We start from the raw sequence: 21,577 nt of genomic DNA on the forward strand, positions 1-21,577 counted from the left end.
CTATCGGCAAGGATTATTGAACCAGCGCCAGGCGACCGCGCGCCTCGGAGGCTCCGGTGCGGATCGGCGGCTCGCTGTGGCCGGCGAAGAAGTCCTCGACCATCTCGCGCAGAATCTCCGCGAGATCGCCGCCGCGATCCGCCTCGACATGCACGTCGTTGCCGACCGAGCGACCCAGCATCGGCGCGGCGTTGCTGGCCAGGGTGAGGAGCCGCTCGTTGTACTCCGCCCCGAGGCCGGTCACCGCGATGAAGTTGCGTCCGCCCAGCACGGGACCGTATTTCACGGTGATCCGGTGCTCCTGATCGGCGCCGTTGTGCAGCGTGGCCGTGAAGCCGACGAAGTCGTCGCGGTCCACTTCGGGCACGGGACAATCGATGCGGCCGTGCTCGATCCCGTCCTCCTCCAGCACCTCGGCCATCAGATGCAGCGCCTCGGTGATCGGAGCCAGCGCCCGGGTGCCGTCCTGCAGGAGCTTGGCGCGGATGCGATGCTTCTGCGCGTCGGCCGCACGCAAGCGTGCCCGGAAACGGTTCTTGATGTCGAAGGGGTTTGTCATGGGTGGGTCCCCGCTCGAATGTTCGGTGCCCGTTTGCTCGACTCAGAAGTTAGGAAGACAACCAGTAAGCGTCAAGCTGATGCACAGTATTCGTGCCTGCTTCGGCACTAAGCGTCTGCACCATTAAGCGCCGTGTATATTTTTTTGGCAAACTAGAGTTGCGCGATACTTGTTGCGCCGCACCCTTCCGCAGGGGGACGGCACCGGTCGTCGCGTTCGCAGACCACCGCATTGCACTCGCCCGCGGAAAGCGCGTATCGGACAAACCGACTGTCTCCGCAGTCGTTCCCCGCTTCGGGCGGCCGAGCGCCGGAGAGGACGAGCGGGGAGCGACCGACCGTGGCCAAAGCCATCGCGAGCATGACGGGCTTCGCCCGTTCCGCCGGCACGACCGGCGCGGTGCAGTGGCTGTGGGAGATCCGCACCGTGAACGGGCGCGGGCTCGATATCCGCGTGCGCGTGCCGAACGGCTTCGACGCGGCGGGGGAGGCGGCCCGCGCGGCCCTGTCCAAGGCGCTCGCCCGCGGCCAGTGCCAGCTCAATCTGACGCTGACGCGGCCCGAGGCGGCGGCACGGGTGCGCATCGACGAGAGCCTGCTGGCGAGTCTCGCCGCCGCGGTCGCCCGCGTGCCGCGCCCCGCCGGCGTCGGTCCGGCGACGCTCGACGGGCTGCTTTCCGTGCGCGGCGTCGTCGAGGCGGAGAGCGAGGCCGGGGCAGACCCGGAGGCGCTGAACCGGGAACTCGCCGCCGGCATCGACAGACTCGTCGCCGACCTCGTCACCGCCCGCCGGGCGGAAGGGGCGCGGCTGCACGCGATCGTCAGCGGACAGATCGCCGACATCGCCCGCCTGACCCAGGCCGCGCAGGATTGCCCCGCCCGCCGGCCCGAGGCGGTGCGCGCCCGGCTCGCGGAGTCGGTGGCCGCGCTCGTCGGCGCCGGGGGGCTCGATCCCGACCGCCTGCATCAGGAGGCGGTGCTGCTCGCCGCCAAGGCGGATGTGCGCGAGGAACTCGACCGCCTGCGGGCCCATCTCGACGCGGTGGGCGAGTTGCTGGCTGAGGGTGGCGCGATCGGGCGGCGGCTCGATTTCCTGGCCCAGGAACTCGGCCGCGAGGCGAATACGCTGTGCGCCAAGGCCGGCGACATCACCCTTTCGCGGATCGGACTCGACTTGAAGGCCGTGGTGGAGCAATTCCGCGAGCAGGTGCAGAACGTCGAGTGAGGACGCCGAACGTGGGCAGCGGAGTGAACGGCCGATGACGCAGGACGCCACGCAAGGCAGGCCGGACATCGCCCGGCGCGGGCTGATCCTGATCCTGTCCTCGCCCTCGGGTGCGGGCAAGACGACGCTGACGCGCGCCATCGCCCAGGACGGCGGCTGGGGCCTCGACCTGTCGATCTCGGTCACGACCCGGGCGCGCCGCCCCTCGGAGATCGACGGGCGCCACTACCGCTTCATCGACCGCGAGGCGTTCGAGGATCTGCGCACCCGCGACGACCTGCTGGAATGGGCCGAGGTCCACGGCAATTTCTACGGCACGCCGCGCCGCCCGGTGGAGAGGACGCTGGCCCAAGGCCGGGACATGATCTTCGACATCGACTACCAGGGCACCCGCCAGGTGCGGCAGCGCCTGCAGGACGACGTGGTGACGGTGTTCATCCTGCCGCCGAGTTTCTCGGAGCTGCGCAACCGGCTGGAGCGCCGGGCGGAGGATTCGCCCGAGACCATCGAGCGGCGTCTGGCCAATGCCCGCAACGAGATGCAGCGCTGGAGCGAGTACGACTACGTCATCGTCAACGACGACCTCGACGAGTCGTTTCGCGCGCTCCAGGCGATCCTGACCGCCGAGCGCCTCAAGCGCACCCGCCGCACCGGGCTGCCGGGCTTCGTCGACGGGCTGCTGGCCGAGGCCGAGCGGGGCGCCTGACCGTGAGCCCCTCTCCCTGCGCGGGGGAAGCGGGGCTCACTCCGCCGCCGTGCGCGGCCGGTCCGAAAGAGAATCCTCCACCTGCGCGGCGTGCAGGCGCCGGTAGTAGCCGTCGCTCGCCAGCAGCGCATCGTGGCGGCCCTGCTCGGCGATGCCGTTCTCGGCCACCACCACGATGCGGTCGGCGTGGCGGATCGTGGCCAGGCGATGGGCGATCACCAGGGTCGTGCGCCCCTCCGCCAGCTCGGACAGCGAGGCCTGGATCTCGCGCTCGGTCTGCGTGTCGAGCGCCGAGGTCGCTTCGTCGAGGATCAGGATCGGCGGGTTCTTGAGGAAGGCGCGGGCAATCGCCAGCCGCTGCTTCTGCCCGCCCGAGAGCTTCACCCCGCGCTCGCCGATCACCGTATCGAGCCCCTCGGGGAGCGACGCGATCAGCCCGTCGAGCCGGGCGCGGGCGGCGGCGTCGCGGATCTCGGCCTCGCTCGCATCGAGGCGGCCGTAGGCGATGTTCTCGCGGATCGTGCCGGCGAACAGGAACACGTCCTGCTGCACGATGCCGATCTGGCTGCGCAGCGAGGCCAGCGTCAGGTCGCGGATGTCGTGGCCGTCGATGGTGATGCGGCCGGCTTCCGCCTCGTAGAAGCGCGGGATCAGCGACAGCAGCGTCGTCTTGCCGGCGCCTGAAGGGCCGACGAAGGCCACCGTCTCGCCCGCGCGGATCGTGAGATCGACGCCGTCGAGCACCGGCCGGTCCGGGCTGTAGCCGAAGCGCACCCCCTCGAACCGGATCTCGCCCCTGAGCGGCGGGGCCGGGATCGCGCCCGGCCGGTCGGCGATATCGGGCTCGGTGGCGAGCAGTTCCTGATAGCGGCGAAAGCCGGCGATGCCCTTCGGATAGGTCTCGATCACCGCGCCGATCTTTTCCAGCGGCCGGTAGAACACGCCCACCAGCAGCAGGAAGCCGACGAAGCCGCCGGCGCTCAGGTCGCCGCGCACCACGAAGGCGGCGCCGCCCAGGAGCACCACGATCTGCACGAGGCGCAGGCCCAGATAGTTGATCGACAGGGCACCCGCCATCAGGCGGTAGGCTTCGAGCTTGGTGGTGCGGTATTTCAGGTTGTCGGAGGCGAACAGCGCCCGCTCGTGCGCCTCGTTGGCGAAGGCCTTCACCACGCGGATGCCGCCGACATTCTCCTCGATGCGGGCGTTGAAGGCGCCGACGCGGCCGTACTGCGCCTGCCAGTTGCGCGTCATGCGCCCGCCGTAGCGAATGACGACGAAGGCGATCAGAGGCAGGATCGCGAGCGTCATCAGCGCCAGCGGCGGGTGGACGAGGAACATCAGCACGAAGGCGCCCACCAGGGTCATGACGGCGATGAACACGTCCTCGGGGCCGTGATGAGCGACCTCGCCGATCTCCTCCAGATCCTTGGTGACGCGGGCCACGAGGTGGCCGGTCTTCTGTCCGTCGAAGAAGCGGAACGAGAGCTTCTGCAGGTGCTCGAAGGCGCGCGCCCGCATCTCGGTCTCGATGTTGATTCCGAGTAGGTGCCCCCAATAGGTCACCACCACCATCAGGCCGGCATTGGCGACGTAGAGCAGCGTCAGCCCGGCCGCCGCGAGCAGGATCAGGCTCCAATCCTGCTGCGGCAGCAGCCGGTCGACGAAGGCTTTGACCGCGAGTGGAAAGCCGAGTTCGAGCAGGCCCGAGAGCACGGCGCAGCCGAAATCCACCAGGAACAGCGTCCGGTGCGGCCGGTAATAGGCGAGGAAGGCCTTCAGCATGGCGCGGCTGTGACGGGTGTTTCGGCCCGGAAGAGGGCAACTCCGGCGCATAGGCGAGGGTGCGGCGAAGCGCCAGCACCCGCGACGCGGGGCGGCCCTCACGACGGCGCGCGGTCGGCCTCCAGCGTCCGCGCGATCGCGCCGCGCAGGAGCAGCACGGCGAGGGCGTAGAGCGGCACCGCGAGGGCGAAGTAGACGGGCCAGCCGACCGCCCCGGCGAGCGCCGGCGCCGCGACCCGCAGCGGCATGGCGGCGAAGAAGGCGGCGCCGAATAGGAGCGCATAGTCGGTGGCGGGCTGCGGGCCCTGGGCCCAGCGGTAGATCATGTTGAACACCGGCACGCCGAGGCCGCCGCCGCACAGGATGCCGAGGATCGCCGCCGCGAGGCCGAGATTCGGCGCGGCGGTCGCGCTCGCCCACAGCATGAGCCCGCCCGAGGCCGCGACACCGAGGGCGGACACGGTGATGAGCGGCAGCGTGCCGAAGCGGCGCACGAGGTAGCCGGAGACCAGTGCCATGACGAGGTTGATGCCCGAGGCGAGCCCGCCGGTGACGAGCCCGACCTCGCCGAGGGGTACGCCGAGATCGAGCAGGGCGAGGTTGTTCGAGCCGGACAGCGCGAACATCGCCGCGAAGTAGAGGCCGAGCACCAGCACGCGCCCGCCGAGCAGGCGCAGGCGGCCGAGCTCTCCGTTCTGGCCTCGTCTTTTTCCGAAAGCCGGCAGCCACCTTTCGGGACGATGCTCCGGGGCACCGCGCGGCGACTCGGCTGAGGGGCGGCGCAGGGCCCGCTCGGGATAGCGCAGCATCGGTAGCAGGCAGAGCCCGTTCAAGATCGCCACCGCGAGCACGGCATTCTGCCAACCGAGCCGGTCGTACGCGGCGATCAGCACACCAGCCCCGAACAGGCCACCGAGCGAGGCGCCGCAGAGCTTCGCCGAGGCGACGTAGGGCCGCCGCTCCGGGCCAACGGTCTCGACCACGAGGGCTTCGAGCGCGATGTCCATGGTGGCGACGCAGAAGCAGGTCGCGAGCGCGAGACCGAACAGAGCCGGCAGCGGCCACGCCTCGCCCCGGCTCAGCACGATGAGGAGGGCGATGGCCGTTCCCTGCATCAGCACGATCCAGCCGAGACGGTGCGGCAGGCCCGGCAGGCGGAAGCGGTCCACGAGCATCGCCCAGAGAAAGGTGAGCCCGACCGGCAGGTTGATGAGCTGGAGAACGCCGACCTCGGCGAGATCGATGCCGCGGGCCCGCAGGATCAGCGGCGCGCCGCTGACGAGGAAGCCCAGCGTGGTGCCGAAGGTGACGTAGAGGCAGAAGAACGGCGCGAGCTGCGCCGCCCAGCCAGGCTCGCTCCGATCGGATACGGGCGCCGCATGGGGTGTGGGCTCGTAGCCGTTCACGCGTCCGAACCTCCTCGGCCACGCCGAGGGCTGCAGCGATCCGACCGCGATCCGTTCCTCATCCCAGGTCCTTCTCGCTGCGATGTCGTCTCGCCGTTCCATAGGGCGCCCGGCGCATCATCGCCGCTTTTTCCGCTCGAGGCTTTTATTTCGGGAGCGCTCTCTTCCGAAAGCCGGTGGCCTCTTTTCGGGACGATGCTCTACAGGCCGCCTACGGCCCGGCTCCGTCCGAGGCTCCGTCATCCGCCTCGGCCTCGTCGAGGAAGGCCGCGCAGCCCATCGGCATCGCTGCGCAGCGGATCAGGCGGCGCGCCGTGCCGAGCCGCAGGCGCCGGTGCAGTGTCCAGGTCTCGTCGGCCATGGCGGGCGAAAGCGTCTCGCCGAAGCGTCGGACGAGCAGCGCCTTCAGCACCGGCCAGGGATGACCGAGCCCGCGCAGGATCGCGGCGAGTGTTGCCGGTGCGGGCGCGTCGAAGGCGGCCACTGTCATGGGGAGCGGGAGGCCGGTGGCATGGGCGATGGCGGCGAGCCCGTCCTCGATCCGGTTCAGGTCGATCCAGCGTTCGAGGTGGGACGCGTTCGGGCCGCGGTGCGGGCCGGTGAACCGGGAGCCGATGACGTCGAGCGAGGCGCGAAACCGCGCGACGCGGTCCTCCGCGACCGGACGGGCCAGGGTTTCCGTCGCCAGGTCCAGCAGGCGGGTGGCCCCGTCGCCGCCGAGATCGGCTTCCAGCGCGTCGGTCGCCCGTTGCCGCGTCAGCTTGAGAAGCGTCGGCCGGTGTGGGGATGGAAGGTCCGGCCGAAGCGCGAGGCGAAGCGTCACCGCCTCCGCTTGCTCGCAATGGGCGATCAGGCCGATGAAACCGGCCTCGGAGAAGCGGGCGCCCGGATTGTCGAGCAGCCGCACGGCGACGCGGCCGTCGCCGTGATGCACCAGCCGATCCGTCAGGGGCGGGGGCAGGCTCGGGCGCGCGGCGATGGCGCGGCGATGCCCGTCGCCGCCCGAGGCCGCGACTTCGGACAGGAGGTCGTCGCCGAGGCTGGAGCAGCCCGCGAGGAGCGGTGCTGCGACGGCGGCGGAGGCATCACGCGCGAGCGCCTGGGCGGTCCGCGGCGGCCCGAGCCGCAACGGGGCGAGCCGCTCGGCGAAGGCCCGGCGCGCCGCCGTATCGATCTGGCCGCATAGGGTCACGAGCAGCGCGTCGAAGGCCGGCTTGTCCGGCGGCGGGAGACGCGACCAGCGCTTGGTCAGCAATTCCGCCGATTGCAGGACGAGCTTCGACTGGAGCGCCGTGTCCCCGCTGCGCAAGGCCTCCTCGATGTGCCGGACGAGGTCATTGAGGCGCGCGCGCGAATAGGGGTGCTGTGGACCGGGGCGGTCGCCCGGCGTCTGGTCCTGCATCGCTCTCGGCTGGGAAACGGGGTTCAAGGCTTGCGGGTCGGCGCTTTCGGGCAGGCCGATGCCGGCTCCGAGGGCGCGCTAGACAGCCTGCCCCACCGCTGGCTCGGCGTCGAGCCGGTGTTCGCGCCGGAGCGCGTTGATGAGGTAGGGGTGCCACAGGCCGAAGCTCTCGTGCACCGCCTTGTCGATGTCGAAGAACTGGAACGGTTTAGGCAGGAAGCCGGAGGCGCCGAAGGTGGAGAGCTGGCGCTGCATGCCCTCCTCGATCCGCGGCCCCGTCATCAGGATGCGGGCCTCGGGATGGCGGTCGTTGATGCGGCAGGCAACTTCGAGGGCAGGATAATCGGGCAGGCTCATCTCGATGATGGCGAGATCGATCGGCCCCGCTTCCCCGAGCCGGACCGCCTCCCGCCCGCCGGCGGCCTCCCGGATGCGGAACGAGAAATGGCTCTGCCCGAGGAGCTTGCGCACCAGCGTGCGCGTCGCTTGGCCCGGATCGACGACGAGGCAGTCGAGGGAGCGCGACAGAATCCGGTGGGCGGCGAGCAGGCGGCCGATATGGAGATCCCCCAGCGGCTTGAGGATCACGTCGTAGGCGCCGACGCGGCGGGCCGTGGCGGGCCAGCGGGGGGCGAGCATGTCGGTGACGAGGACGACGAGGCCGCGCGGGTTGCTCGCCTCGCGCCAGCGTCGGATGTCGGCGCCGTTGGTCTGCGGCAGCAGCACATCGACGAACAGGAGGTCGATGTGGGAAGTGGCGAGCGCATGGTTCAGCGCGCTTCCATCGGCCGCCTCGACGATCCTCGCACCCGGATCGAGCCGGCCCACTGCCTCGGCAAGGGCAAGCCGGGTCTCCTCGTCCGGATCGGCAATCAGGAGGGTGGGCGATGCGGTCACCGGCGGATCCCAGGGTCGGCCTGCGGGCACCCGCCGCTTCTCGGTGGCGCGGCGGATGGCTGCGGCGCGAACCGCCGAGCGTTCAGCGCATCACATACACCTGCGTGCCGACGGAGACACGCCCGAACAGGTCGGCGATGTCCTGATTGTACATGCGAATACAGCCGTAGGAGGCGAAGGTGCCGATTGAGTGCGGCCGGTTGGTGCCGTGGATCGCATACTCGCCGCCGCGCAGGGTCATTGCGGCCACGCCCATCGGGTTGCTCGGTGAGCCGCCGCGGATGAGGTTGGGCAGGCGCGGGTTGTCGCGCTTCACCTCGGCTGGGGGCGACCAGTCGGGCTGGTAGTACTTGCCGTCGATCTGGGTCGCGCCGCTCCACTGCTTGCCCGGCTTGCCGACCGCGACGGGGTAGCGGATCGCCGTGCCGTCGCCGTTGACGAGATAGAGCCGGCGCTCGTTGGTGCGCACCACGATCGTGCCCGGCCCGATCCCGTCGGCGAACGGGACGACCTCGCGGGCCTGTGCGGCGCCCGCCGCGCACAACACCGCCACGAGCGCGCCCGCGAGACGCACCCTGTACTTGCCTGTTCCGAACATCGAAGATCGCCTTTCCGAGCTGGAGCGTAACTGGCGAAGACGATCCAACGTTCCAGCTTGCCGCTTTGCTTTACGCGTGGCGGAATGCGGGCCTCATGCACGATCTTTTGGCGAGAGAGCGAATCGCAGCCTCAGAACTTCCGACAAATTTTAAGTAACGAAGTCGGCGTCCGGTGAGGGCCTCAGCGCTCGTGAAGGCGGACCGTCTCCGGGCGCCGCTCCTGCCAGCCGTGGCGGACGAGTTCCGGGTCAGCATGCTCCTCGACCGGGTGCCCGACGCAGAGATAGGCGATTAGATCCCAGGCGTCCGGAACGTCGAGGGTCCGCGTCACGGCGCTGGGTTCGAGGATCGAGACCCAGCCGACGCCGAGGCCGTGGGCGCGGGCGGCGAGCCAGAAGGCGTGGATGCAGGCCGCCACCGAGTAGCGCAGCATCTCCGGCATGGTCGCCCGGCCGAGCCCGTGGCCGGCCTCGGTCGCGGAATCGCAGAACACCGCGAGATGGACCGGCGCCTCGCGCAGGCCCGCGAGCTTCAGGCGGGCGTAGAGCGCGCCCCGCTCGTCGGCGTAGCCCGCGCGGGCGGCGGCGTTGCAGCGCTCGAAGCTCGCGGCGACCGCCGCGCGCCGCCCGGCATCGGAGACCCGCACGAAGCGCCAGGGTTGGCTGTTGCCGACGGAGGGCGCCAGCGCCGCGAGATCCAGGCAGGTCCGCAGCACGGTCTCATCGACCGGATCGGAGCGGAAGCGCCGAACGTCCCGTCGCCACGCGAAGAGATCCGCGAGGCGGGCCCGGAAGGCGGCGTCGAAGGCGGGCGGATCGACCGACGGGGGGGAAGGAGGTTCGGACATCGCCGCCGCTTCTCGCGCCGGCGGGCGCGGATGCCAAGATGATCAACCAAGATGGTCGTCGCCGCGGCCTTGGCCGGCGTCCGGCATCGCCACGAAAAAAGGGCGGCGCTCCGAGGAGGCCGCCTGAAGTCCTTGGGTCTCGAAACCTCTGGGTGTCGGCTCGCCGAAGATCCGCGGCATTGCCCGAGGGCTGGGGAGCTCGGGTTCAGGCGCAGCCGCGGTGGACAGGCCGACGAGGTTTCAAGCCACAGTGAAAGCGTTTGCGGCGGCGATGGCAAGGCGAGATCGCGGCGAGACGGTGATGTTTGCCACCTTACCGTGCGGCGACGCACATGAGTCTTTCGTTCCGCCCCGGAATCGTATCGTGAACGACGGGGATAACCGATGGCCGGCGAAGCACCTTGCGGGCGCCGCCGACGAGTCCCATCATCTGACCCTCGCCGCAGAACGGCGGCACCGCTACGGGAGCGACGATGAGTGAGGGACAGAGCGTCGATCACCGCTCGAACGACCGAGACAGTCAGGTCATCCCGTTTCCGTCCTCGACGAGCCCGCAAGTCGCCTTCCAGCGCGACGAATTGCGAACCATCTTCAATCTCTACGGACGGCGCGTCGCCGAGGGCGAGTGGCGCGACTACGCTCTCGACTTCCGCCGCGACAAGGCGGTGTTCTCGATCTACCGCCGCACCTCCGAGATGCCGCTCTACCGGATCGAGAAGGATCCCAAGCTCGCGCGCCGCCAGGGCGCCTACGCGGTGATTGCGGCGAGCGGGCTCGTGATGAAGCGCGGCAACGATCTCGCCCGCGTCATCGGCGTGCTGGAGGGGCCCTTGCGGGCGGTGTGATCCCGCCTCCGGGCGTGCCCGGAAGCGGGGGCGTCTGGCCTACCAGCGGACGACGATCTGGGCCCGGACCGTGCGGGGCGCGCCGGGCAGGATGTTGTTGTTGTTATGCGCCGAGATGATGTAATTGCGGTCGAACAGGTTCTCGATATTCACCTGCGCGCGTACATTCTCGTTGATCCGGTAGAACAGTCCGAGGTCGAAGCGCGAATAGCTCGGAAGCCGCACGGTCTGATCCGAGGTCGCGAAGGTGTGGGATTGGTTGATGAACCCCACGCCGACCGAGAAGCGCTGGTCAATGTCGAACTTGTTCCACAGCGTGAAGGCGTTCAGCGGAACGAGGCCGACGAAGTTGCCGGCGACGATCGTGGGGGAGAGATTGCTGGTGATGCGCGCGTCGGTGAAGGCGTAGCCGCCCGCGACCGACCACCAATCGGTGATGGCGCCGTTGACGCCGATCTCCGCGCCCTGCGTGTTGGTCTGGCCCGAGGTGAGGAAGAAGCCGGGGCGGTTCGGATCGGCGATGCGCTGGTTGGAGCGGTCGAGGTTGAACAGCGCGCCGGTGAGTTGAAGCACGGGGGACACGTCGTACTTCACGCCGACTTCCGTGTTCTCGAACTTCTCCGGCTCGGCGATGACGAGACCCGGCGATAAGGCGCTGAACTGATCGCCGGAGGAGGGCAGGTAGGAGACGCTGTAGCTCGTGTAGAAGGCGAGGTTCGGCAGCGGCTTCACCACGACGCCGGCGCGGGGCGAGATCAGATTGTCGACACGGGCATTGGTGACGTTGGTGCGCCGGTCGGTCGCGGCGAAGTCGAAATGGTCGAAACGCAGGCCGCCGATGAGCTGGACGTGCTCGTTGAGTTCGATCTGATCCTGCACATAGGCCGCAGCGAGGCCGAGATCGTACCGGCTGTTGGCGCCGCTGGCGATGTTGCGGAAGGTGATGCCGACGCGTGATACCGGCGAGAGCGGGTTCACCACGAGGTTCTGGGTGCCCGTGGTCGCGAAGAACCCGTCCTGGCGCAGGCTCAAGCCTTCCTGATAGCCGAGCTCGAAGCCGCCGAGCAAGGTATGCTTCACGGGTCCCGTGAGGAACTGGTAGGTGAAGTCGGTCTGGTTGAAGTAATTCGTCCGGTCCGTCTGGCTGTTATAGGCCGAGATGTTGACCGCCGTGCCGGCCGCGTTCACCGCCCCGCCGGGGAAGACGTTCTGGTAGAACTTCTCGTAGTCGGCGATGCGTGACTGGCTGCGCATCACGACGCCGTTCTCGAAGACGTGGTCGAGCAGCGCCGTAGCGATGTGGGCGTTGACGTAGGTCGGCGACAGGAATGGGTTGCCGAAATAGGTCGCCCGGTTCTCGCGATACCGGTAGGGCCGGCCGAACTGCGAGGGGATGCCGCGATCGGTGGTGCGGTCGTCGTGGAAATACTCGTAGGACAGCTTCAGCGTCGTCTGTGGCCCGAGCAGGAAGGTCATCGTCGGGTTCACGCCGTAACGGCGGATGTCGACGAAGTCGCGATAGGTCGCCGTGTCCTCGGACACGCCGTTCATCCGGAAGAACACGCTGTCCGAGACGCGGTCGCCGACATCGAGCGCGACGCGCTTGTTGGCGAACTGGCCGCCCTGGGCGACGATCTCGCGAACCGGCACGCCGTCGGCTTCCTTGAGCACCCGGTTGATGACGCCGCCACCGCCGCCGCGCCCGAAAGTCATCGCGTTGGGGCCCTTCAGCACCTCGATGCGCTGGATGTTGTAGAGGTCGCGGTAATACTGCACGTCGTCGCGGATGCCGTTGACGAAGAAGTCGGCATTGGAGCGCTGCCCACGGATGATCAGTTCATCCCGGTTGCCTTCACCCTGGGCCTGGATCACGCCCGGCACGTAGCGCGTCGCCTCGCCGATGGATTGGAAGCCCTGGTCGAGGATTTGCTCCCGCGTGACGACCGAGACGGATTGCGGCGTGTCGATGAGAGGCGTCGGCGTCTTGGTGGCGGTGCGCGTCGCCTTGCCGAGATATCCGACCGTGACGCCGCCCTGCGGCTCAAGGCGCAGGGCACCGCGAGCAAGACCCTCGACGGCCAATTCATCCAGCGCCACCGCGGCTGGCGTCTCTAGCACCGGCACGACCGGCTGTGCCTGTGCGGACGCCGCAAACACAGCGGCGGTCCCAGTCAAAAGTACACCGGCGACTTCATTCGTTCCGCGACGTCTCACGTTCTCGCCCCCGTCTTCTTGTCAATATTTGACGACGTCGTTCCGCCGCTGGGCGGTCATGACGACATCGTCTGACGGGGATCAAGCGGGTAGCGGGCTTTAACAAACGACAGAATCGAAGATTCTTATTGGAACAATTATAATATGATATCTAAATCTATGTATTTTAAGATGATTTTCTTAGTCTGGAAGAGATAAAACGTAGACAATTAGACAGCAATGTTGCGGAATAGCAACGGCCTATTTGGGAAGAATTATAATCTGCCCGACCTTGGGCGTCAAAGTCAGATTTCGGCCGCGAAAATCGCGGGGCCACCCGCGACTCACGGCCGGTGGCGGCCTGAAGAGACTCCGGTGCCGAAGAGGCATCCGGAGATCCCTGAGTTTGCAAGACGAAGGGCAGTCTTCGGGTGAAAACCTTATCGGTTCGGGCGCAGCTTCGCGGCCGCCTCGGCGAGCCGCCGGATCGCGGCCGGGTTGGGCTTGCCCGCAGGCACCACCCAGCTTCCGCCGACGCAGAGTACGGCCGGGTGGGCGAGCCACTCGCCCGCACTCGCCTCGGTGATGCCGCCGGTGGGGCAGAACCGCACCTGACCGAAGGGGGCGGCCAGGGCCTTCAGCGCCTTCAGCCCGCCGGCCGCTTCCGCTGGGAAGAACTTGAAGCGGTCGATCCCGTGGTCGAGGCCGCGCATGATGTCGGCGGAGGTCGCGACCCCCGGCAGGTAGGGCAGGCCGGAGGCGATCGCCGCCTCGGTCAACGGCGCGGTCAGGCCGGGGCTGACGATGAACTTGGCGCCGGCGCCGATGGCGGCATCGAGATCGCGCGCGTTCAGCACCGTGCCGGCGCCGACCACCGCGCCCTCGACGCTCGACATCGCCCGGATCACGTCGAGCGCCGCGGGGGTGCGTAGCGTGACTTCGAGGGCGGTGAGCCCGCCGCCGACCAGTGCCTCGGCGATCGGCACCGCGTCGGCGGCATCTTCCACCACCAAGACGGGGATGACGGGAACGGAGCGCATCAGCGCGTCGATGGTGCTCATGATGGTCTCCACTCTTCGTGCGGCCGGTTCGAACGCTTCAGATGGATTCTCTGTCATGGCGAGGCGAAGCCGAAGCAATCCAGAGCGCGACCTTTCCGAAGATATCGCGTCCGCCGGATTGCTTCGCTCACGCTCGCAATGACGGCGCGGATGTCACAACCCCGCCGCCGCCAGCATCGCCGAGCCGCCTCGTTCGGCGTCGTCGGCGCCCTGGCGCATGAAGGCGAAGAGCTCGCGGCCGGTGCCAAGGCCGTCCGGCGGCTGCACCGCGTCCTCGCGGCCCTCCCACTCGGCCGGATCGACCAGCACCTCCAGCACACCCTGCTCGGCCGAGAGGCGGATGATGTCGCCGTCGCGGATGCGGCCGATCGGGCCGCCGCCGACGGCCTCGGGGCTGAGATGGATCGCCGCCGGCACCTTGCCCGACGCCCCCGACATCCGCCCGTCGGTGACGAGCGCCACCTTGTGGCCGCGGTCCTGCAGCACGCCGAGCGGCGGGGTGAGCTTGTGCAGTTCCGGCATCCCGTTGGCGCGCGGCCCCTGGAAACGCACCACCACTACGACGTCCCGCTCCAGCTCGCCCGCCTTGAAGGCGGCGATGACGTCGTCCTGATCCGAGAAGACGCGGGCCGGGGCTTCGATGGTGCGGCGCTCGGGGTCCACCGCGCTGGTCTTGAAGGTGGCCCGTCCCAGATTGCCCTTCACCAGCCGCATCCCGCCATCCGGCTGGAAGGGGTTTGCGGGCGGGCGCAGCATCGTGTCGTCCAGCGGCTCGGCCGGCGCCTCTTCGAAGGTCAGCTCGTCCCCGTCACCCAAGAACTTCGGGTCGCGGGCGTGGTCGCGCAGGCGCGTGCCCGCCACCGTGAGGATGTCGTCGTGCAGAAGGCCGGCATCGATCAGCGCGGCGATGACGTAGGACATGCCGCCGGCGGCGTGGAAGTGGTTCACGTCGCCCGCGCCGTTCGGGTAGACCCGGGCGATCAGCGGCACCACACCGGAGAGCCGGTCGAAATCTTCCCAGTCGACGACGATGCCGGCGGCGCGCGCCATGGCTGGCAGGTGGATCGCGTGGTTGGTTGAGCCGCCGGTGGCGAGAAGCCCCACGATGGCGTTGACGATCGCACGCTCGTCGATGCAGCGCCCGAGCGGCCGGTAATCGTTGCCGTTCCAACCGATCTCGGTGAGGCGGTGGATCGCGGAGCGCGTCACCGCCTGCCGCAGCCGCGTGCCCGGATTGATGAAGGAGGCGCCGGGCATGTGCAGGCCCATCACGTCCATCATCATCTGGTTGGAGTTCGCCGTACCGTAGAAGGTGCAGGTGCCAGCCCCGTGATAGGAGGCGGACTCGCTCTCCAGCAATTCCTTCCGCCCGACCTTGCCCTCGGCGTAGAGTTGGCGGATGCGCTGCTTCTCCTTGTTGGCGAGTCCCGAGGGCATCGGACCGGCCGGAATCAGGATCATTGGCAGGTGGCCGAAGCGCAGCGCCCCGATGATGAGGCCCGGCACGATCTTGTCGCAGATGCCGAGCAGCGCCGCGCCCTCGAACATGCCGTGGCTGAGCGCCACCGCCGTCGAGAGGGCAATGGTGTCGCGGGAGAACAGCGACAGCTCCATGCCGCGCTGCCCTTGCGTGACCCCGTCGCACATGGCCGGCGTGCCGCCGGCGACCTGCGCCGTGGCGCCCACTTCGCGGGCGAAAATCTTGATCTGCTCCGGGTAGCGCCCGTAGGGCTGATGCGCCGAGAGCATGTCGTTGTAGGCGGTGACGATGCCGATGTTCATCGCGCGCCCGGCGATGATCGCCGGCTTGTCCTCACCGGAGGCCGCGAAGCCGTGGGCGAGGTTGCCGCAGGCGAGCTTCGGGCGGTGCACGCCCGCCTCCCTCTCGCGCTCGATCAGATCGAGATAGGCCCGGCGGCTGTCGCGGGAGCGCGCGATGACGCGCTCGGTGACCGCGGCGACTTCGGGGTGAAGCTCCGGCATGGCTCGTTCGCCTCGTTCGGATATCGACGGCACGGACAGGCCCACACAATCGGGGCCCGCGCTCCCCTTAACATGGAGAGGCTCCAAACCGCATCACGCTTGTGAGAACGTTTTCATGCTTCGCAATGAGCGGCTGTGGGCCGGAGATCCGGCTGTCCGTCGCAGCGCGACGGCGTTCGGTTCGGGTCGGCCCTCCTCCAACGCTGGTCTGTGTCGCGGAAAGGCTGAGCGTGTGGTTGGAGCGGCCCATCGGTGGAATCCGAACTCAGATCAGGCCTTTACGTGGAGCGCCGACGCCACCGTGTGGTCAGGCAGACCGGCACGATCGCGTTCGGCTTCCATGAGGCGTCGGGCGCGCGACACGTCGCGCAGAGCGCGTGGTCAGATCCCGTCACGCGCCCGGCGCGGCGGCAATCTCCCGCTCGATCTCAACCGGATCGAGGACGTAGCGGCGCGAGCAGAACTCGCAGGTGATGCCGATGGTGCCGTCATCCGCCACCATGTCCCGGCGCTCCTCAGCCGAGAACGAGCGGATCATGCCGATCACCCGTTCCTGCGAGCAGCGGCAGCGCTCGATCACGCTCTGCGCATCGAACACCCGCACGCCGCGCTCGTGGAACAGCCGATAGAGCAGCCGCTCGCTCGACACCGCCGGATCGACCAGTTCGTGGTCCTCGACCGTCCCGACGAGGCTGCGCGCCTCGGTCCAGGCATCGTCCTCGGCGGGCGCGCCGGTGAGGATGTCGTGACCCTCAGGCGCGTCGCCGGGCGGCAGGTCGGCCTGGCGCATCCGGTCGGGCGAGGTCGGCAGGAACTGCACCAGCAGGCCGCCGGCCCGCCAGCGGCTCTCGCCGGCCTCCATCTGCTCGGCCACAGCGAGGCGCACCAGCGTCGGAATCTGCTCGGACTGGCGGAAATACTGGTGCGCGGCCTCCTCCAGGCTCTGGCCGTCGAGCGTGACGACCCCCTGGTAGCGGCTCTGGGTCGGCCCTTGGTCGATGGTCATGGCGAGATGGCCCCGACCCATGAGGTCGGCGGCGCGCGCCTTCGGCCCGAGGGCCGCCACCGGCTCCGCGTCGAAGCGGGCGGTGGCGCGCACCCGGTCGGGCGCCTCGAAATCGACCACCAGCATATTCACCGGCCCGTCGGTCTTGGTCTGGAGCTGGAAGCGGCCTTCGAGCTTGAGCGAGGCGCCGAGCAGCACGGTGAGCGCCGCCGCCTCGCCGATCAGCCGGGCGACGGCGTCGGGGTAGCCGTGACGGCGCAGGATGGTGTCGATCGACGGCCCGAGCCGCACCGCGCGCCCGCGCAGGTCCAGAGCTTCGACGGCGAAGGGCAGCACGGCGTCGTCGCCACCCTCGAGCGAGGGCGTGGACGGCATGGAGGAAGGGGCGTGTCCGGAGCTCATGGGCTCTCCGTATCCGAGCGGTGAAAGGGGCGGGAGGGCGGCCGATCCGGCGGCATCACGCCAAACCGGCGGGAGCGCAAGGGGCGGCGCACGTCCTCGACAGGCTCTCATATGGGGCGTGCTGCGGCACAGCGCGAGAGCGGTCCAGAGTGCCGCCGGCCGGAGCCGAAACGGGAACCCGTCGATGCCGCTCGATGACGCGACGGGTCAGAAGTCCGTATGCAGCCGCGTGCCGAAGAAGTCGGCCGGGCCGCGGTCGCGGTTATAGGCCGGGTTCTCGACATGCTGATAGTCGAGGGTCATCGTCACCGCCTTCGTCAGGTTCAGCGCGTAGTAGACCTCGACGGCCCGCTCGGGCGCGTAGTTGTCGAGGCGGCCGTCGCCGATCAGCAGGCCCAGCCCGCCATTGGCGAAATAGGCGCGGTGCGAGGGCGAGATCCGATTCGCCGACGCGCCGAGGCCGATCGTGTCCTGCGGCCGGCCCCAGGCCGTGCCCTTGAGCGAGAGGCCACCCGAGACCGAGCCGTCGATATCGGTAAACGACAGGCTCTCGTTGCGCCCGTCATTGACGCTCGCCCGCGCAAACAGGCCGAGATCGGCGGTCAGCGCCTGTTCGAGATTGAGGTAGAGGCCGCTCTTGCGCCGGGGCTCGCGCGTGGCCAGGACCGCCGTGTTGATGTCGGCGAACGCGCCGGCCTGGGTCAGCGCCACGACCTGCCGGAAGTTCGCCGTGTTGCCGACATTCGTGAACAGGCCGAGGCGCAGCTTTCCCGGCTGATCGAGCACCGGCAGGGTGTGGCGCCCCTCGAACTCGATGACGGCGCCGGCCCGCTCGAACACGCGCGGATCGAGCACGTCGGAGGAGGGCTCTTTCGGCACCTGCGTGTAGGCGGCGCGCACCGCGAACTCCGCGCGGTTGTACTCGACCATCAGCCCTTGCGTGAAGCCGGGGAGGTTGGCCGGGAAGTCCCAGGCAGCCGACGCCCACAGACCCCAGTTCATGAAATCGACCCGCGGGTCGTGGGCGTAGACGTTGCCGTCGAAGAAGTCGCCGAGCGCGAATTTGCCGGCGATCACGGTGATGCGCTTGACGTCGCGGGTGCCGGCGATGGAGTTCGGCCCGTCGGGCACTTCCTCGGTCTCGCCGCCGAGCCCGAAGGTCTGGCGGATGAAGTAGCGGTTCGAGCGCAGCTTCGGGAACGGAGCGCCCGCCTTCTGCGCCTCGCCGTTGACGAAGCCGGCCACGCCCAGGGTTCGCGACAGGCCGAAGCCCTGGCTGAATTCCGGGTTGTAGTAGAGTTCGGTGCCTTCGAAGAGCTTGAGGCCGAGGAACAGCGTCGCAGTGGTCGTCGCCTGTGCTTGATCCGGCACGAGGCTCTGCGGGCCGCGATAGGGCGCGCGGAAGCCGCTCACGCCCTGGTTCACGAAAGTGGTCTGGCCATGCAGCGAGAAGCGGGTGTCCTTCGGGACCTCGTCCTCCTCCTCCGGCACCAGGGCCAGCGCCTGCGGGTGCCAGATCAGCCGGGCCATCATCTTGTTGGAGATGAAGCCGGTGCGGGTCGTCACCGGCCCGCCGTCGGGCCCCGGCAGCGTGCCGAGACCGAAGCGCGGGCTCTCGCCGAAGTCGCTGTACCGGTAGTCGATCCCGAGCGAGAAATGGGGATCGACCGCGAACTGCACGCCCGCGCCCAACGTGTAGCCGAGGTGGGTGATATCGCGAGAGGCGGTGCCTGTCGGTCCCCCGGCCAAGTCCGGATAGGTGGCGAGCACCCGTCCGTTGGCGCCGGTGAGCCCTAGGGTCGCGTAGATCAGGTTGTTGCCGAAGGCGTAACCGAGCCGCGCGCGGGCGGCTCCGAACACGTCCGTCTTCTCGCGGATCAGGGCGAAGGGCGGATCGATCGCCTCGTAGCCGAAGCCGGTCGCATCGGAGCGGAGGCCGCGCTTGAGATTGGCGCCGGCGAGATCGGCCTCGATGCCGTAGACAAACGCGCCGCTCTGCCAGGTCCAGCCGGCGAAGGCGCCGCCCACCACCGTCGTGGCGTCGGCGCCGAGGTCGCGGCTGCCGGTGGCGTCGCCCGTCGAGACAGACCGCACCTGGCGGGAGCCGATCGTGGTCGGGCCGAAATCGTAATTGCCGAAGGAGGCGCCGGCGCTGCCCTGCAGGCCAGCATAGAAGCCGGACCAATCGAGGAAGCGGGGCCGGGCGCGCTCGCCAAGGTCGGCGGCGCCTGCGGAGCCGGGCTGGAGGCCGAGGAGCGCCGCGAAACCTGCCGCAAGTCCTGCCGGGACCCTGCGACGTTTTCCGTTTGTCTCCCCGCGTGCCATGGACACTGCGCCAGCCCCCGCCGCCACCGTTCAAGCGGCCTAGCAGATGCCGTCGCCGCCGCAATGCACCCGCGGCCCGCGGAAGCACGAGGCTTCAGGACGGTTGCATGGGTGCCACGACGTTAGGGAGAAGCCGAAACATCCGACAGGACGATGACGGCCGCGCGGGGAGGCGGACCGAAGAACCGGGGAGCGGGCGGGCGATGCGGATCTCCGGTCGCCCTTTCGGGCCGATCGCGTCCCCTTGCCGCGCGCAAGCGTAGCCCTAGCTTCGGTGCGCCTGGACCCCCATCAGGTTAGGCAAAACTTCAGGGTGTGCCGGCGACGGCACACCCTTTTTCGTCGCTCGCGGCGCGGGTCACTCCGCCGGGGCGGCGGGCGCCTTCGGAGCCGGCTTGGCGGCCTTCGCGGGCTTGGGCGGCACCTCCACCGGGGCCGCGGCGGCCTGCTGGTTCACGTCCGGCACGCGGGTCCAGGTCTGCGATCCGCACAGCACCTTGAGCATGCAGCCCTGCACGTTCAGCTCGGCATCGCTCTCGCGCTCTAGGCTGACCTGATAGATCTTGCCCTCGTCGGCGTTGTAGATCTCGCCCGCGAACCCCGCATCCTCCGGCTTGAGGTTGTCGAGGAGCGTGAGGCCGATGATCGGCCGCACCCGCTTCTTCGGATCGGGGTTCTTCACGTCGGTGCGCGGCGCGCCGGCATCGTCGGCCGGAGACTTCAGCCAGACGACCTTGCCGCAGGCGTTGCTACCGGCCGGGCCGCAGCGATCGATGCGGATCTTGGCGCGCCCATCCCCCGTCAGCCAGGTTCCGGAGAGATCCTTGGGCGCGGCGAAGGCCGAGCTGGAGGCCAGGAGAGCGGCAAGGCCGAGGGCGATACGCATGGGTTGGCTCCTGAGGCTGAGCCCGGATACGGGCGTGTGGCTTGCGGAGAAGGGATCGCCCCGGCGGCGAGCCGGGGCAGGCGAACCGTCTCCCGAATCAGCCCTCGCAATCCGGCGATTTTTCGGCAGTGTTGCGCTGAAGCCATGGCGAGACCGAAAAAGGCTGCGCTTATCGCCGACCGCTCCGCTTGGGCGATGACCGCTTCTCGGCGCGTACGCCTGAGCCCGCTGAGGCGGCACCGGTGATCGAGGCCAGCCAAAAACCAGGGTGAATGCTTTCAGGTGATTGTCCTGATGCCCGCTCGCCGGTCGGTTGAGGGGGCACCGCTCCACCGCTATAAGCCCGGCGCGCCGGCAGCCTCTCGGGCGGCATTTGAGCCACCCTCGTTCAAGCGCGTCGCGCGACCCCTTTCTCCAACGAACCGGACCGGACCATGGCCAACGAGCGCACCTTCTCCATCCTCAAGCCCGACGCGACCCGCCGCAACATCACCGGCGCCGTCAACGCCGTGATCGAGGCCGCCGGCCTGCGCATCGTCGGCCAGCGCCGCATCCGCATGACCCGCGAGCAGGCGGAGAAGTTCTACGAGGTGCACAAGGAGCGCCCGTTCTTCGGCGAGCTGGTCGAGTTCATGACCTCCGGCCCCGTCGTCGTGCAGGTGCTCGAAGGTGAGAACGCCGTCGCCAAGTACCGTGAGGTGATGGGCGCCACCAACCCGGCCCAGGCCGCCGACGGCACCATCCGCAAGCAGTTCGCCGAGTCCGTCGGCGAGAACACTGTCCACGGCTCGGACAGCGCCGACAACGCCAAGCTCGAGATCGCGCAGTTCTTCACCGACGCCGACATCGCCGCGTAAGGCCGTCCTCGCCGGCCTCGGGTCACGGGGCCGGCGAGAAACACGCTCAAGCTTGCGCGGGGCTGACGCCGCGGTGGCCTCGAACCGTCGGGGACGGCGCAATCCGGCCGAGTGTGACTCTGCTGCCCTAGCGGCGCAGAGCGGGCGGACCGAAGAACGCAGACGATCGACGCTTTCCCGTCTCTCTTCGGATTCTTGCTCCATGCGCCCCCAATTTTCGCGCACCGGCCGCCTGCTCGTCGCGGCCGGCCTCGTCTCCCTGCTCGCCGCCTGCAACTCGGCGGGGCGCTCGACGCAGTACACCTCGCTCGAAGGCTACGTGCCCGATCCGGCGCTGAAGACCGCCTCGAAGAGCAACCTCACCGGCCGCGTGCGCCACGCCTGCACCGTGACTCAGGCCAAGTTCCAGAAGGTTGCCGAAGACGCGCTCGCCGCCCCCTGCGGCTGCTACGCCGAACGCACGCTCTCCGCCCTCGACAAGGACGAGATCGCCTCCTACCGCACCACCGGCTACTTCAACGACACGGCCCGCGCGAAGGCGCTGAACGCCCTCGACAGCTGCAAGCTGCCGCGCCCGATCGTCTGATCGACGGC

The 21,577-nt window shown here is 69.0% G+C and carries 18 protein-coding genes; 5 read left to right on the forward strand and 13 right to left on the reverse strand.

Annotated elements, in window-relative coordinates; translation table 11 throughout:
• Positions 1 to 13 precede the first annotated feature (13 nt).
• Entirely contained in the window at positions 14 to 559 is a 546-nt protein-coding gene (locus LPC10_RS10180) for a hypothetical protein (RefSeq protein ID WP_231346568.1), read from the reverse strand.
• 360 nt (positions 560 to 919) lie between these two features.
• Here LPC10_RS10180 and LPC10_RS10185 point away from each other — a divergent pair, with 360 nt between their 5' ends.
• Together LPC10_RS10185 and gmk are read left to right on the forward strand one after the other, a co-directional pair.
• Positions 920 to 1,783, forward strand: a complete 864-nt coding sequence (locus LPC10_RS10185; RefSeq protein WP_231347014.1) for a YicC/YloC family endoribonuclease — start codon at positions 920 to 922, stop codon at positions 1,781 to 1,783.
• 34 nt (positions 1,784 to 1,817) lie between these two features.
• Positions 1,818 to 2,489, forward strand: a complete 672-nt coding sequence (gene gmk, locus LPC10_RS10190; RefSeq protein WP_231346569.1) for a guanylate kinase — start codon at positions 1,818 to 1,820, stop codon at positions 2,487 to 2,489.
• Between the two features lie 36 nt (positions 2,490 to 2,525).
• Here the strand turns inward: gmk and LPC10_RS10195 are convergent, their stop codons facing one another.
• The 6 genes from LPC10_RS10195 to bluB all read right to left on the reverse strand — a co-directional run bounded on the left by LPC10_RS10195 (position 2,526) and on the right by bluB (position 9,425).
• Positions 2,526 to 4,274, reverse strand: coding sequence for an ABC transporter ATP-binding protein (locus LPC10_RS10195; protein ID WP_231346570.1), 1,749 nt, complete (start codon positions 4,272 to 4,274; stop codon positions 2,526 to 2,528).
• A 98-nt stretch (positions 4,275 to 4,372) separates the two neighbouring features.
• Positions 4,373 to 5,680: an MFS transporter gene (locus LPC10_RS10200; RefSeq protein ID WP_231346571.1), complete on the reverse strand. Its 1,308-nt coding sequence runs from the start codon at positions 5,678 to 5,680 to the stop codon at positions 4,373 to 4,375.
• 211 nt (positions 5,681 to 5,891) lie between these two features.
• Positions 5,892 to 7,082 (reverse strand): DUF2336 domain-containing protein, encoded by a 1,191-nt coding sequence (locus LPC10_RS10205; protein WP_231346572.1) that lies wholly within the window; start codon positions 7,080 to 7,082, stop codon positions 5,892 to 5,894.
• A 78-nt stretch (positions 7,083 to 7,160) separates the two neighbouring features.
• Positions 7,161 to 7,979, reverse strand: coding sequence for a response regulator (locus LPC10_RS10210; protein WP_231346573.1), 819 nt, complete (start codon positions 7,977 to 7,979; stop codon positions 7,161 to 7,163).
• Positions 7,980 to 8,061: 82 nt separating this feature from the next.
• The gene (locus LPC10_RS10215; protein WP_231346574.1) at positions 8,062 to 8,577 is read right to left on the reverse strand and encodes a L,D-transpeptidase; all 516 of its coding nucleotides are present in this window, start codon (positions 8,575 to 8,577) and stop codon (positions 8,062 to 8,064) included.
• A gap of 182 nt (positions 8,578 to 8,759) precedes the next feature.
• Positions 8,760 to 9,425: a 5,6-dimethylbenzimidazole synthase gene (gene bluB / locus LPC10_RS10220; protein WP_231346575.1), complete on the reverse strand. Its 666-nt coding sequence runs from the start codon at positions 9,423 to 9,425 to the stop codon at positions 8,760 to 8,762.
• 473 nt (positions 9,426 to 9,898) lie between these two features.
• Between bluB and LPC10_RS10225 the strand changes: the two genes are divergently transcribed.
• The gene (locus LPC10_RS10225) at positions 9,899 to 10,270 is read left to right on the forward strand and encodes a DUF2794 domain-containing protein (RefSeq protein ID WP_096485005.1); all 372 of its coding nucleotides are present in this window, start codon (positions 9,899 to 9,901) and stop codon (positions 10,268 to 10,270) included.
• Between the two features lie 39 nt (positions 10,271 to 10,309).
• Here the strand turns inward: LPC10_RS10225 and LPC10_RS10230 are convergent, their stop codons facing one another.
• The 6 genes from LPC10_RS10230 to LPC10_RS10255 all read right to left on the reverse strand — a co-directional run bounded on the left by LPC10_RS10230 (position 10,310) and on the right by LPC10_RS10255 (position 20,126).
• On the reverse strand, positions 10,310 to 12,427 hold the full coding sequence (locus tag LPC10_RS10230) for a TonB-dependent siderophore receptor (protein WP_231346576.1): 2,118 nt from the start codon (positions 12,425 to 12,427) through the stop codon (positions 10,310 to 10,312).
• A 476-nt stretch (positions 12,428 to 12,903) separates the two neighbouring features.
• A complete protein-coding gene (gene eda, locus LPC10_RS10235) occupies positions 12,904 to 13,524 on the reverse strand; it encodes a bifunctional 4-hydroxy-2-oxoglutarate aldolase/2-dehydro-3-deoxy-phosphogluconate aldolase (protein ID WP_231346577.1) in 621 nt (206 codons plus the stop codon).
• Positions 13,525 to 13,677: 153 nt separating this feature from the next.
• Complete coding sequence (gene edd, locus LPC10_RS10240; RefSeq protein ID WP_231346578.1) at positions 13,678 to 15,507, reverse strand: phosphogluconate dehydratase; 1,830 nt, start codon at positions 15,505 to 15,507, stop codon at positions 13,678 to 13,680.
• A 391-nt stretch (positions 15,508 to 15,898) separates the two neighbouring features.
• Positions 15,899 to 16,915, reverse strand: a complete 1,017-nt coding sequence (locus tag LPC10_RS10245; RefSeq protein WP_231346579.1) for an Hsp33 family molecular chaperone — start codon at positions 16,913 to 16,915, stop codon at positions 15,899 to 15,901.
• A 207-nt stretch (positions 16,916 to 17,122) separates the two neighbouring features.
• Entirely contained in the window at positions 17,123 to 19,240 is a 2,118-nt protein-coding gene (locus LPC10_RS10250; protein WP_231346580.1) for a carbohydrate porin, read from the reverse strand.
• A 358-nt stretch (positions 19,241 to 19,598) separates the two neighbouring features.
• The gene (locus LPC10_RS10255) at positions 19,599 to 20,126 is read right to left on the reverse strand and encodes a DUF2147 domain-containing protein (RefSeq protein WP_231346581.1); all 528 of its coding nucleotides are present in this window, start codon (positions 20,124 to 20,126) and stop codon (positions 19,599 to 19,601) included.
• Positions 20,127 to 20,560: 434 nt separating this feature from the next.
• On the opposite strand from LPC10_RS10255, the gene ndk reads away from it, so the two are divergent.
• Both ndk and LPC10_RS10265 read left to right on the forward strand, forming a co-directional pair.
• Positions 20,561 to 20,983 (forward strand): nucleoside-diphosphate kinase, encoded by a 423-nt coding sequence (gene ndk, locus LPC10_RS10260; protein WP_108939953.1) that lies wholly within the window; start codon positions 20,561 to 20,563, stop codon positions 20,981 to 20,983.
• 202 nt (positions 20,984 to 21,185) lie between these two features.
• Positions 21,186 to 21,569: a hypothetical protein gene (locus LPC10_RS10265; protein WP_231346582.1), complete on the forward strand. Its 384-nt coding sequence runs from the start codon at positions 21,186 to 21,188 to the stop codon at positions 21,567 to 21,569.
• Positions 21,570 to 21,577 lie beyond the last annotated feature (8 nt).

The sequence above is a fragment of the Methylorubrum sp. B1-46 genome (genome assembly GCF_021117295.1).
Classification (GTDB): domain Bacteria; phylum Pseudomonadota; class Alphaproteobacteria; order Rhizobiales; family Beijerinckiaceae; genus Methylobacterium.

Bases quoted from the DNA above. Each gene is read 5' to 3' on its own strand.
- edd (WP_231346578.1), bottom strand. From the start codon at position 15,507: ATGCCGGAGCTTCACCCCGAAGTCGCCGCGGTCACCGAGCGCGTCATC.
- LPC10_RS10215 (WP_231346574.1), bottom strand. From the start codon at position 8,577: ATGTTCGGAACAGGCAAGTACAGGGTGCGTCTCGCGGGCGCGCTCGTG.
- gmk (WP_231346569.1), top strand. From the start codon at position 1,818: ATGACGCAGGACGCCACGCAAGGCAGGCCGGACATCGCCCGGCGCGGG.
- LPC10_RS10245 (WP_231346579.1), bottom strand. From the start codon at position 16,915: ATGAGCTCCGGACACGCCCCTTCCTCCATGCCGTCCACGCCCTCGCTC.
- LPC10_RS10250 (WP_231346580.1), bottom strand. From the start codon at position 19,240: ATGGCACGCGGGGAGACAAACGGAAAACGTCGCAGGGTCCCGGCAGGA.
- LPC10_RS10205 (WP_231346572.1), bottom strand. From the start codon at position 7,082: ATGCAGGACCAGACGCCGGGCGACCGCCCCGGTCCACAGCACCCCTAT.
- LPC10_RS10195 (WP_231346570.1), bottom strand. From the start codon at position 4,274: ATGCTGAAGGCCTTCCTCGCCTATTACCGGCCGCACCGGACGCTGTTC.
- LPC10_RS10225 (WP_096485005.1), top strand. From the start codon at position 9,899: ATGAGTGAGGGACAGAGCGTCGATCACCGCTCGAACGACCGAGACAGT.
- LPC10_RS10255 (WP_231346581.1), bottom strand. From the start codon at position 20,126: ATGCGTATCGCCCTCGGCCTTGCCGCTCTCCTGGCCTCCAGCTCGGCC.
- bluB (WP_231346575.1), bottom strand. From the start codon at position 9,425: ATGTCCGAACCTCCTTCCCCCCCGTCGGTCGATCCGCCCGCCTTCGAC.
- eda (WP_231346577.1), bottom strand. From the start codon at position 13,524: ATGAGCACCATCGACGCGCTGATGCGCTCCGTTCCCGTCATCCCCGTC.
- LPC10_RS10185 (WP_231347014.1), top strand. From the start codon at position 920: ATGACGGGCTTCGCCCGTTCCGCCGGCACGACCGGCGCGGTGCAGTGG.
- ndk (WP_108939953.1), top strand. From the start codon at position 20,561: ATGGCCAACGAGCGCACCTTCTCCATCCTCAAGCCCGACGCGACCCGC.
- LPC10_RS10265 (WP_231346582.1), top strand. From the start codon at position 21,186: ATGCGCCCCCAATTTTCGCGCACCGGCCGCCTGCTCGTCGCGGCCGGC.
- LPC10_RS10180 (WP_231346568.1), bottom strand. From the start codon at position 559: ATGACAAACCCCTTCGACATCAAGAACCGTTTCCGGGCACGCTTGCGT.